Here is an 11,798-nt window from a genome sequence, read left to right as displayed (position 1 = left end):
AGTGCACTGCACCCAATAGTTCAATGAAAATAATTAGGGTCTGAGTGCAATTTAAATCCCCAAGATTTTCAGGATTTTTCAATTGGGGACAGAGTAAAGCAATACAGATTCAAGTCCTTGATTGCAAAGACTTATTTTTGAAACCTTACGATTCTTGCCGGGCGGATACTTCATCCGCCTCGCCCGCCATGCGAACGATGGCGGGCCGACCACGCTTGGCCGGACTGACGCGCCGATGCGTCTGGCGCTCCAGCCCCTGCTTGAAATCTTCCGAGCCCAGCGCCCAACCCTTGAGCGTGGCATCGGTGATGCGCTCCACTTCGGCGCGCGCCAAGCCCTCTTCGGTGAGCTGGCGATAGGCGATCTCGCGGTCGAAAGGAGTGTTGCCAATCGACCAATATTGGGGATGGTCGGTGATCAGGCCATCCTGCTTGGCGCCGATGTGATGCGTGTAGCTGGACCACGGATACTCCCCGGGGCTGGCCGCCAGGCCATTGCGCACGGGGTTGAGCTCGATGTAGCGGCATACGGCCAGAAGGTAGAGCTCGGCGTCGATGACAGTGGCGCGGTAGCGCCCCTGCCACAGCGTGCCGCTGCGTCCATGCTTCTGGTTGAAATACGGGACGTAGTGGCGCCCTATCCATTGCATCATCCGTGCCAGGCCCTGGTCGTCGGACGGGGTGGCCAGCAGGTGCAGGTGATCCGGCATCAGCACATAGGCATGCACGGCCACCTTGAATTGCCGCGCGGCATCCTTGAGCCAGCCGAGGAAAGCCAGATGATCATCGGCATCACGGAAGATGACCAGGCCATCATGGCCACGCTGGATGATGTGATGCGGCTGGTGCGGAACGACGAGTCGGGGAAGGCGGGCCATGGCAGACGCTGCAAACCTGAAGAATGGGAGCGGACATTCTAATGCACTCCGTCCCCAATAAACACACGATGCCGAAATTGCATCGTTTATCCTGATTGTTCAGTTGGGCATAAAAAAACCGGCCAGATCGCTCCAGCCGGTCAAACCCCACGTTGAATTGTTCACATGTCCATCAAATCCGCTTAACCCGCGGTGGTTTCCTTTTCCTTGCCCTTGGTCAACACCAGGCTGGCGATGATGGAGATCACCAGGATGGCACCGACGATGGACAGCGAGACCAGCACCGGCACGTGGAACCAGTAGGACGCCAGCATCTTGAAGCCCACGAACAGCAGCACCAGGGCCAGGCCATACTTGAGCAGGTGGAAGCGCTCTGCCGAATCAGCCAGCAGGAAGTACAGCGCACGCAGGCCCATGATGGCGAACATGTTCGAGGTGAAGACGATGAACGGATCCTTGGTGATGGCGAAGATCGCCGGGATGCTGTCCACCGCGAAGATCACATCGGAAATTTCGATCAGCAGCAGCACCAGCATCAGCGGGGTGAAATAGCGCACGCCATTGATGCGGGTGGTGAAGTTTTCGCCGTCATAGTTGTCACTGATCTTCATGTGGCCACGCAGCCAGCGCAGCAGCGGGTTGTCACCCAGGTCGGCTTCCTTGTCGGCAAAGATCAGCATCTTCACGCCGGTAAAGACGAGGAAGGCGCCGAACACATACAGGATCCAGCTGAACTGCGCGATCATCCATGCACCCAGCAGGATCATCACGGCGCGCATGACGATGGCACCGATAACCCCGTACAGCAGCACGCGGCGCTGCATTTCAGCCGGCACGGCGAAGTAGCTGAAGATCATCAGGAACACGAAGATGTTGTCGACCGACAGCGCCTTCTCGATCAGGTAGCCGGAGAGGAACTCGGCCCCCTTCTGGTTGGCGAACTCGCGGCCGACGTTGGCATCGAGGTACCACCACATCAGGCCGGCAAACAGGAAGGCCAGCGACACCCACACCACCGACCACCCCAGGGCCTCCTTGGGCGACACCCGGTGGGCGTTGCGGCCACCCAGGGCAAACATGTCCACGGCCAGCATCCCCAGCACGAAGACAATGAAACCTATCCACATGGGCAGGCTTGCGAAACTCTCTACGCCATTCACGTCAGACCTCTCTCTTCTTGTTCAACCGCCAGTGGCGGCTTCGGTTATCGCTTATCGCTTATCGCTTATCGGTTCCTGGAAAAAATCTTCAATCGAAGTCGAATATCTCGCCCAGGAAGCCCTTTTTCTTGCGTTTGTAGTCATATCCATGGCCACCATGGCCGTAGCGGGGATCGTGCCCTGCCTGCGGCGGCATCGGGGGCGTATGCGCCCGCGCCGCCTGCACCGGCACCGGTGCGCCCGCCTGGCTGGCGGCGGAACGTTCGATCAGCTTGTCCAGCTCGCCGCGATCCAGCCACACGCCACGGCATTGCGGGCAGTAATCAATCTCGATGCCCTGGCGTTCCGAGATCAGCAGGTTGTGAGATGTGCAGACAGGACATTTCATCAGGCTCTCCTCAAAGTCAGGTTTGGCAACGATGTCCGGCACGCTGGCAACTCAAGATCACTACCGGACAAGGCGTCACTTTAGGCGAAACCATGATGAATGAAAATTCGAATATTTTGAGATAATGCTTCGGAAAAACCGAAGTATTCAGACAAGGATGATTGCCATGGCCAGCCTCAACTACAAGCATCTCCATTATTTCTGGACGGTGGCCAAGACTGGCGGCGTGGCGCGCGCCAGCGAACGGCTGCACCTGACGGCCCAGACCATCAGCGGCCAGATCAGCCTGTTCGAGGAATCCCTGGGCTACAAGCTCTTCAAGCGTGTGGGACGGCGGCTGGAACTCAACGATGAAGGCCGCATGGTGTTCGACTATGCCGAACGCATCTTCAGCCTGGGCGAGGAACTGGAAGAAGCACTGCGCCTGCGCCCCGGTGGACGCACGCTGCAGCTGCGCGTGGGCGTGGCCGATGCCGTGCCCAAGGCGATTGCCTACCTGCTGCTGGAGAGCGCGCTGGCCATGCAGGACCCGATCCGCATCATCTGCCGCGAAGGCAAGCTGGACGTGCTGCTGGCCGACCTCGCCATCCACAAACTGGACATCATCATCGCCGACAGCCCCATGCCGCCCAATGTGGACGTGCGCGGCTACCACCACCTGCTGGGCGAATGCGATACCAGCTTTTTCGCCACGCCGGAATTGGCCAGGCGCTACCGCAAGGGGTTTCCGCAGAGCCTGGATGCCGCGCCCTTCCTGATGCCGGGCGAAGATGCAGCGGTACGTCCGCGCCTGTTGCGCTGGTTCGAGAGAGAAGGCATCCGCCCCCGCATCACCGGTGAATTCGACGACGGCGCCCTGCTGCTGGCCTTCGGCGACGCCGGTGCCGGAATTTTCGCCGCCCCTACGGCCATTGCCGCACAGATCCGCAAGCAATACGGCCTGGTGGAAATCGGCAAGACCGAGGCCATCCGCGAGCAGTTCTACGCCATTTCGGTCGAGCGCAGGCTCAGCCACCCTGCCGTGCTGGCGATCCAGACGGCGGCGCGCGGCAACCTCATCGTCGGCAGCGCAGCCCCGTCAACGCGTGCCAAGGGCGAACAATAAGTCACTCGCAGGGTTACCAACAGGCAATTCCATGGGCAACGGGTGTGATGTGGAAAACATCAAAATATATGCACCTTGGTACATATCTACTCATCATTCCTCACGACCTGTGCTTTCATGCGGCAGCCTGTCGTAAATGACGGGAAAAGACAGCTGTAAAGTGGGAAGAAAGACGCAGAACAAAAGAAAAACCCCACGTCCCTTGCGAGCCGTGGGGTAAATCCCATTCTCGGGGGGGAGAATGGAGGGGGAACTTCAATATAGGGAAATACCCCACCCGTCGCAGCCGTTTTTACAAATGGTTACACCCTCTTCATATGCTGCAGCTGCGAACATATTTTGTGCAGAAGGATGCATATCAAAGCGATCCTGCATGAATCCAATATATCAAAGACTTGCCACAAGTAAAGAACGCAGCGCCAGCAGGGACGCCGAACTGCGTTCGCGCCGGCTGACCAGGTAAGTGGTGACCCGCCCATCGCGGCCCAGCGAATGGGTGGAAAAGCCGTGGGGTTCCATCTGCATGGCGATCACCGAGCGCGGCACCACCGCCACCCCTGCCCCGGCCGCCACGCAGGCGAGGATGGCGTGATAGGAAGCCAGTTCCAGTGTGCGCACCGGCACCCCGCCCCGTCCTGGACCGGCGAACCAGCTTTCGGCATGACGGCGATAAGCGCAGCCCTGCTCGAAGACGATCAAGGTATCGAGCTGCACATCCTCGGGCGAGCGCACCCGGCGATGGCTGCGCGGTGTCACCAGCATCAGTTCTTCCTTGTAGAGGGGCGTGGCCGACAGGGCCGCATCTTCGATGGGTCCGGCCACCAGCGCCGCATCGAGCTTGCCGGTGCGTACGCCGGCCATCAGCACATCGGTCGGGCCGGTCGAGAGTTCCAGCCGTACTTCCGGCCAGCGCTGGTGGAATTCGGCCAGGGGTGCCGGCAGGCGGCTGGCGGCAGCGCTTTCCATGGAGCCGATGCGCAGGCGGCCGCGCGGATTCTGGGGCGACACCACCTCGCGCGCCTCCTGCACCAGGTCGAGGATGCGCTCGGCGTAATCCAGCAGGGCTTCGCCCGATGCAGTGAGCACCAGCCGCTTGCGGTCACGCACGAACAGCGGCACGCCCACGGACGCCTCCAGTTGCTTGATGCGCGTGGTGACATTGGACTGCACCCGGTTGAGCCGTTCGGCGGCGCGGGTCACACCGCCCTCGGCGACGACGGTGCGGAAGATTTCCAGTTCGGCCAGTTCCATGGCTGCTCCAGTCGATGTTCTCGAATCAAGATGAAGTCATCCCGATTATTCATTTTTTGGAATGACCGAAAGACGATAGCATAGACCCCTGTTTCCCTCACGCCTTTGCGCTCGCCCATGACCCACCCCGCCGCCACACCTCCCGGTGCCTCCCTTGACGCACTGGCCTGGAAAGTCTGTTTGTCCGGCATGGTCGCCCTGTCGGTGGCGATGGGCATCGGCCGCTTCGCCTTCACGCCGCTGCTGCCGATGATGCTGCATGAGGGCAGCCTCTCGCTGCAGATGGGCGGCTGGCTGGCCACGGCCAATTACCTCGGCTACTTCGCCGGCGCCATGCTGTGCGCCTTCCATCGCAGCAAGCGCGGCGTGGCCATGCTGCGCGCCGGGCTGGTGGTGACCATCCTGCTCACGCTGGGCATGGGCGTGCTGCACCAGGACTGGATCTGGCTGTGGATGCGCTTTCTCTCGGGCGTAGCCAGCGCCTATGTCTTCGTCTACACCGCAGGCTGGTGCCTGCAGCAACTCACGCAGCTGGGCCGTCCGGAATTGGGCGGCGTGATCTTCTGTGGTCCCGGCCTGGGCATCGCGCTGACCGGCCTGCTCTCCGGCCCCATGATCGCGGCCGGCTGGCTGGCGGCCGGTGGCTGGATTGCCTTTGGCGTGATTGCGCTGGGGCTCACGGCATTGGTATGGAAGTCGTTCAGCTTCGATGCCGGGCGCGGCCTCAATGTGCATCCGCATGACAGCGGTGCAGCCCAGGCCCCGGTACCGGAGTCGGCCAGCCAGAAGCGCGAGGTACTGATCCAGGTGATCGCCTATGGCATCGCCGGATTCGGCTACATCATCACCGCCACCTTCCTGCCGGTGATCGCGCGCCAGGCGCTGCCGGGCTCGGCGTGGCCGGATTACTTCTGGCCCATCTTCGGCTTGTCGGTGGCCGCCGGCGCTTTCAGCGCCACGCGACTGTCGGTGTTGGGTGACCAGCGCCTGCTGCTGACCGGGGCTTACCTGATGCAGGCGGCGGGGGTACTGGTGTCCATCCTCTTCCCCACCGCGCCCGGCTTTGCGTTGAGCTGCCTGCTGCTGGGCCTGCCCTTTACCGCCATTACCCTGTTCGGCATGCGCGAAGCACGCCGCCTGCGCCGCGAACAGGCCAGCAGCCTCATGGCCCTGATGACCGCCGCCTACGGCATCGGCCAGATCGCCGGTCCGCCGCTGGCCACGGCCCTGGTGCATGGCAGCGGCTCCTTCACGCCATCGCTGTGCGTAGCGGCCGTGACGCTGGCCATCGGTGCTGCGCTTTACTATCGACTGACGATCACGCATCGCCTGCCGCGCTGACCCGCGTTTCGACGCCTCATGAAAAACGCCCGCGACATCGACTGTCGCGGGCGTTCGACCTTGCGGCAACCAGCGATGTGGATCAGCGGAACGCCGGCTCCGCAAAGCTGCGCAGCTTGCGGCTGTGCACCTGCTCGATGCCATTGTTGCGCAACAGCTCCAGCGCACGAATGCCGATCTGCAAGTGCTGCGCCACGCGCTGCTCATAGAAGGTGTTGGCCATGCCGGGCAGCTTGATCTCGCCGTGCAGCGGCTTGTCGGAGACGCACAGCAGCGTGCCATAGGGCACCCGGAAGCGGAAACCGTTGGCCGCCACCGTCGCGCTCTCCATGTCCAGCGCGATGGCACGGCTCTGCGAGAAACGCAGCAGCGGCATGCGATGGTCGCGCAGTTCCCAGTTGCGGTCATCGACCGAGGCCACGGTCCCGGTCCGCATGATGCGCTTCAATTCATAGCCGTCGAGCTGGGTGATGCTGGCCACCGCATCCTGCAAGGCCAGCTGCACTTCTGCCAGGGCCGGAATCGGCACCCACAGCGGCAGGTCATCATCAAGCACGTGATCGTCGCGCACGTAGGCATGCGCCAGCACGTAATCGCCCATGCGCTGCGAGGCCGACAAACCGGCGCAGTGACCCAGCATCAACCAGCCATGCGGGCGCAAGACGGCCACGTGGTCGGTCACCGTCTTGGCATTGGACGGACCCACGCCGATGTTGACCAGGGTAATGCCGCTGCCGTCGGCGCGCTGCAGGTGATAGGCCGGCATCTGCGGCTGCCGTGCTGGTGCCACACCGGAAACTGGCCTGGTATCTGTACCGGTCTGGTTGGCACTCCAGGTGGTGACATTACCGGGCTCGACAAAGGCAGTGTACTGGCGGCGATAAGCCAGTTCGTCCGGGTCATCGGTCGGCTCCATCAGGCGCCGGCCCAGGCGCACGAATTCATCGACGTAGAAGGCATAGTTGGTGAAGAGCACGTAGCGCTGGAACTGGTCCGGCGAGGTCGCCGTGTAGTGGCGCAGCCGATGCAGCGAGTAATCGATGCGCGGCCCGGTGAACAGCGCCAGCGGATGCGGCCCTTCGCGCCAGGCACCGTTGTCCACTTCATAGGTGCCGTTGGCGATGCGGTCATCCATGGTCGCCAGGTCGGGCAGGTCGAAGTAATCGGGCAGCGTGCGCAGGTGTTCCGGGTCCAGGCTGCCTTCCACGTGGATACCCTCGGGGAAGGCGAAGTGCACCGGGATCGGCAGCTCGCTCACGCCCACTTCCAGCGGCACTTCATGGTTCTGCAGTACCAGCTTGAATTGCGCCAGCAGGTATTGATGGAACAGCTTGGGGCGCGTGATCGTGGTCTCGTAGCAGCCGGGACCGGCCACGAAACCGAAGGACTGGCGGGTATCGGTATGGGTGGATTTTTCGGTGGTGATGCGCACGAAGGGATAGCAGGCACGCACCCGCTGTGGCATCCCCTGGCCGCTGGAGAACTGGCGGAAGGCATCGCGCAGGATGGCCGTGTTGTGTTCGTAGATCTCCAGCACGCGCGCATAGGCGGCTTCGGGGTTGGTGAATTTTTCTGTGGCAAACATCGTGGTTCTCCATCATTGCCGCGCGCCGCACCGGTTTGACAGCCAATGCGCTGGGGCGGCGCGGCCGGTTGGACCGGTCATTCATCGAGATAACTTGTGCGCGGTACCATCTTACCTGAGGGCGCCGATTTTCACGCGGCTGCGCCATGCCGCGATCACACAGGACAATGCCGCGCTTGTCGCGCTTTGCTGACTTCTGATTCGGTGATATCTTCCAAGTTCTTCCGCGCAATTTACTTATTTTTTCGTTCGCGCCCTCTCCCCCGGTCAAGGCGCCTCCATCAGGGCCGGCCGACGGCGTCAGCCGGTTGTCAGTGGCGAGCCATTTTTCCCCTTTCGATCACTCCAGCCCTGCCAAAACGCACCAAACGTGCACGCAACCCCGTCGCAAAGGCCCGCGCCATGCGGCTTTCTCACCGGATAAAAAAACCTTTGATTGCCAGGCGAGCCGGTGCTATCGTGTCGGCGCTTTTGACGGGATGACATCACGCAGCAAGACGTGAACCATCTTCGCAGGGCACACATAAAACTAAGAAAATTTATCCACCACTTGTTCAGAGGCAAACATGTTCATCCGAAAAATCTTCCAGCAGATGCTGGTCCTGCTCTGCCTGGCTGCAGCAGCTGCCGCGCAAGCACAGAACCTCCCCAATGTCGTCATCCTGGCCACCGGCGGCACCATCGCCGGCACCGGCGCCACCAGCACCACCACCGTCGGCTACACCGCTGCCAAGGTCGGCGTGGATGCGCTGATCGCCGCCGTTCCTGAACTCAAGAAGGTCGCCAACGTGCGCGGCGAGCAGGTCATGCAGATCGCCAGCGAGAACATGAACAACGAGGCCTGGCTGAAGCTGGCCAAGCGCGTCAACACCCTGCTGGCGCAGAGTGACGTCGATGGCATCGTCATCACCCACGGTACCGACACCATCGAAGAAACCGCCTACTTCCTGGACCTGGTGGTCAAGAGCAAGAAGCCGGTGGTGATCGTGGGCGCGATGCGTCCCTCCACTGCCATCAGCGCCGACGGCCCGATCAACCTGTACAACGCCGTGCTGCTGGCCGGCTCCAAGGAAGCCATCGGCAAGGGCGTGCTGGTGACCCTGAACGACCAGATCAACGCTGGCCGTGAAGTGACCAAGACCAACACCTCCACCATGGACACCTTCAAGACGCCGGAACTGGGCTTCCTGGGCTACATCCAGGGCAGCAAGCCTTACTTCTATCGCCAGTCCACCCGCAAGAACACGGCTGACACCCCGTTCGACATCATGAACCTGGACAAGCTGCCGCAAGTGGACATCGTCTATGGCTACGCCAACATGAACCCGATCGCGCTCAACGCCTTCGTGGCCGCTGGTGCGCAAGGCATCATCCACGCCGGCGTGGGTGACGGCAGCCTGAACAACACCGTAGTGCCGTCCCTGACCGAAGCCCGCAAGAAGGGCGTCGTGATCGTGCGTTCCAGCCGCGTCGGCCAGGGCATCGTGGCGCGCAACGGCGAAGCCGACGACGACAAGCTGGACTTCGTGGTCTCCGATACGCTGAACCCGCAGAAGGCCCGCATCCTCTTGATGCTGGCACTGACCAAGACTACCGACACCAAGGAAATCCAGAAGATGTTCTGGGAGTACTGATCCTGCGATCCGGCGGTCCCGACTGCCGGGCCCTGCATCAGTGCGCAAGCCCGCTGCCCGTGCAGCGGGCTTTTTTTACGCAGGAACCAAGCACGGCAGGCCTCACTCTGTAGAGTTCGTCTTGCCCGGAACACCTCACAGGAGAACACCGCATGCCCAGCCGCCGACATTTCCTCGCCGCCGCCAGTGCCGCTTCGGCCTTGGCCGCCCTCGGCCTCGCGCCGCGTGCGGTGGCGGCCCAGGGCTTGCGCCTGGGCAGTGCGCAGCCGTTTTCCCTCGACAGCCTCATCGCGCGCGCCCGCGACATGGCCCGCACCCCCTACCAGGCGCCGCCCGCCGTGCCGGCCGAGGTGCTGGACAAGATCGACTACGAAGCCCACGGCAAGATCCGCTTCAAGACCGCCGATGCCCTCTTCGCCCAAGGGCCCGGCGCGTATCCGGTGACCTTCTTCCACCTCGGCAAGTTCTTCCGTGTACCGGTACGGATGTTCATCCTTGCTGGTCAGGGCGATGGCACTGTACCGGTACAGTCGCGCGAAGTGTCTTACCGCGATGACTATTTCGACATGCCGGCCGACAGCCCCGCCCGCCAGCTCCCGGCAGGCAGCGGCTTCGCCGGCTTCCGCTTCCAGGAAAGCCGCCTGGCCGACCAGAAGGCCAAGGACTGGCTTACCAATGACTGGGTGGCTTTCCTCGGGGCCTCCTATTTCCGTGCCATTGGCGACCTGTACCAATACGGCCTGTCGGCGCGCGGCATCGCCATCGACGTGGCCCAGGCCGACCGGCCTGAGGAATTTCCCGACTTCACGCAATTCTTCTTCGAACCCTCCGCCCCGGGCAGCGATACGGTGGTGGTGTATGCCCTGCTCGACGGGCCGAGCATCACCGGCGCCTACCGCTTCGCCATGCAGCGCAAGCAGGGCGGCGGCGTCAACATGGAGATCGACAAGTCGCTGTTCCTGCGGCGCGACGTGGCGCGCCTGGGCCTGGCACCGGCCACCTCGATGTACTGGTTCTCGGAGACGGTGAAGGGCACCGGCGCGGACTGGCGGCCGGAGGTGCATGACTCGGACGGACTGGCGATCTGGAACGGTGCGGGCGAACACCTCTGGCGTCCGCTCAACAATCCGCCGCGCACCATGTCATCGGCCTTCAGCGACCAGCACCTGCGCGGCTTCGGCCTGCTGCAGCGGGATCGCGATTTCGATCACTACCTGGACGGCGTGCATTACGAGCGCCGCCCCAGCCTCTGGGTAGAACCCGTGGGTGACTGGGGCGAAGGCGAAGTGCAGCTCATCGAGCTGCGCACCGATGACGAGATCCACGACAACATCGTCGCCATGTGGGTGCCCAAGGCCCCGGCGCGCGCGGGCAGTGCGTATCGCCTGCGCTACCGGCTCTACTGGCAGCAGGACGAGCCCTTCCCTTCCCCGCTGGCACGCTGCATGGCCACGCGCCTGGGACGTGGCGGCCAGCCGGGCCAGCCCAGGCCGCCGCAGGTGCGCAAGTTCATGGTGGAGTTCAAGGGAGAAGCGCTGGCGGGGCTGCCTTTCGGCGTGAAGCCGGAGGCGGTCATCACGGCCTCGCGCGGCAGCATTTCCTATGTCTATACCGAAGCGCTGCCCAACGGCGTGCCCGGCCACTGGCGCGCGCAGTTCGATCTCACGGCCAGCGGCGAGGAGCCGGTCGAGCTGCGCCTGTTCCTGCGCCATCAGGGCCAGGCACTGAGCGAGACCTGGCTGTTCCAGTACCATCCGTTTGCCGCCCGGGAAGTGTATTGAAACGAGAGGAAACAGATTTTTTGAAGGGCCTCGAAAAAATGTTTGTACTTTTTTCAAAAGCTCCTTATAATCTCGTTCTTTCGCGGCTGTAGCTCAGCTGGATAGAGTACTTGGCTACGAACCAAGGGGTCGTGGGTTCGATTCCTGCCAGCCGCACCATATGTAGTAGAAAAAGGGTCCATCGCAAGATGGGCCCTTTTTTGTTTTTCGCTGCCGCCACCATGGCGCAGCTCATCCACACAATCCAAGGCTGGCCGACGCACGGTTGCGCCATCGTCCGACAGGCCCCCGCAGCTCGGCTGGGGATAATCAAGGCTCCCCGAATCTGATTCCATCGATTTCCCTCGATGCCTACAGGAGCCGCAATGAAAAAGATGTCCTTCCTCATGCTGGCCGCCGGTTCGCTGGCCATGCTGGCCGCCGCCAAGCCGGTACTGCGCCGCTATGACGACCTCAACCGCCGCCGTGCCGGCACAGCGCCCGCAGACACCGCCCCAGGCCAACCGGCCGTCATCGGCGAAGAAGACATGCAACCCGTCGCCCAGGAAAGCAGCATGGTGGCTGACGGCACGCAGCAGCATGACCCGGTCAGTCCGCCTGCAGTGCAAGCTGCACCGGTGGGCATCCCTCCTCGCAAGGATGGCGATTTCGCACCGCCGGTCGGTGCGTGAAGCCG

At 62.5% G+C, this 11,798-nt stretch carries 10 protein-coding genes and 1 tRNA gene; 6 read left to right on the top strand and 5 right to left on the bottom strand.

The annotated features are described in order from the left end of the window. Window positions 1-145: 145 nt before the first annotated feature. The 3 genes from FYB76_RS14815 to FYB76_RS14805 all read right to left on the bottom strand — a co-directional run bounded on the left by FYB76_RS14815 (window position 146) and on the right by FYB76_RS14805 (window position 2,425). Complete coding sequence (locus tag FYB76_RS14815) at window positions 146-877, bottom strand: transposase (protein ID WP_154134136.1); 732 nt, start codon at window positions 875-877, stop codon at window positions 146-148. Window positions 878-1,059: 182 nt separating this feature from the next. Beyond that, a complete protein-coding gene (locus FYB76_RS14810) occupies window positions 1,060-2,037 on the bottom strand; it encodes a TerC family protein (RefSeq protein WP_088756117.1) in 978 nt (325 codons plus the stop codon). An 88-nt stretch (window positions 2,038-2,125) separates the two neighbouring features. Beyond that, on the bottom strand, window positions 2,126-2,425 hold the full coding sequence (locus FYB76_RS14805) for a zf-TFIIB domain-containing protein (RefSeq protein WP_154134135.1): 300 nt from the start codon (window positions 2,423-2,425) through the stop codon (window positions 2,126-2,128). A 166-nt stretch (window positions 2,426-2,591) separates the two neighbouring features. Between FYB76_RS14805 and nhaR the strand changes: the two genes are divergently transcribed. Continuing rightward, a complete protein-coding gene (gene nhaR / locus FYB76_RS14800) occupies window positions 2,592-3,530 on the top strand; it encodes a transcriptional activator NhaR (protein WP_154134134.1) in 939 nt (312 codons plus the stop codon). Between the two features lie 387 nt (window positions 3,531-3,917). On the opposite strand, the gene FYB76_RS14795 is transcribed toward nhaR, so the two are convergent. After that, window positions 3,918-4,781, bottom strand: a complete 864-nt coding sequence (locus FYB76_RS14795; RefSeq protein WP_154134133.1) for a LysR substrate-binding domain-containing protein — start codon at window positions 4,779-4,781, stop codon at window positions 3,918-3,920. 117 nt (window positions 4,782-4,898) lie between these two features. Between FYB76_RS14795 and FYB76_RS14790 the strand changes: the two genes are divergently transcribed. Beyond that, entirely contained in the window at window positions 4,899-6,122 is a 1,224-nt protein-coding gene (locus FYB76_RS14790; protein ID WP_154134132.1) for a YbfB/YjiJ family MFS transporter, read from the top strand. A gap of 82 nt (window positions 6,123-6,204) precedes the next feature. Here the strand turns inward: FYB76_RS14790 and FYB76_RS14785 are convergent, their stop codons facing one another. Further along, the gene (locus FYB76_RS14785) at window positions 6,205-7,707 is read right to left on the bottom strand and encodes an AMP nucleosidase (protein WP_154134131.1); all 1,503 of its coding nucleotides are present in this window, start codon (window positions 7,705-7,707) and stop codon (window positions 6,205-6,207) included. A 566-nt stretch (window positions 7,708-8,273) separates the two neighbouring features. On the opposite strand from FYB76_RS14785, the gene FYB76_RS14780 reads away from it, so the two are divergent. The 4 genes from FYB76_RS14780 (at window position 8,274) to FYB76_RS14765 (ending at window position 11,793) form a co-directional block, all read left to right on the top strand. After that, window positions 8,274-9,341 carry a type II asparaginase gene (locus FYB76_RS14780; RefSeq protein ID WP_154134130.1) on the top strand — a complete coding sequence of 356 codons (1,068 nt, stop codon included), beginning with the start codon at window positions 8,274-8,276 and terminating at the stop codon, window positions 9,339-9,341. A gap of 152 nt (window positions 9,342-9,493) precedes the next feature. Next, on the top strand, window positions 9,494-11,122 hold the full coding sequence (locus FYB76_RS14775) for a glucan biosynthesis protein (RefSeq protein WP_154134129.1): 1,629 nt from the start codon (window positions 9,494-9,496) through the stop codon (window positions 11,120-11,122). 82 nt (window positions 11,123-11,204) lie between these two features. Beyond that, a tRNA-Arg gene (locus FYB76_RS14770) sits at window positions 11,205-11,281 on the top strand. A 206-nt stretch (window positions 11,282-11,487) separates the two neighbouring features. Beyond that, the gene (locus FYB76_RS14765) at window positions 11,488-11,793 is read left to right on the top strand and encodes a hypothetical protein (protein WP_154134128.1); all 306 of its coding nucleotides are present in this window, start codon (window positions 11,488-11,490) and stop codon (window positions 11,791-11,793) included. The last annotated feature ends 5 nt before the right edge of the window (window positions 11,794-11,798 follow it).

The sequence above is a fragment of the Herbaspirillum sp. CAH-3 genome, from assembly GCF_009668275.1.
GTDB classification, from domain to species: domain Bacteria; phylum Pseudomonadota; class Gammaproteobacteria; order Burkholderiales; family Burkholderiaceae_D; genus Herbaspirillum; species Herbaspirillum aquaticum.
Note: the sequence above shows the minus strand (reverse complement) of the source record. Positions and strands in the feature narration are given on the sequence as shown.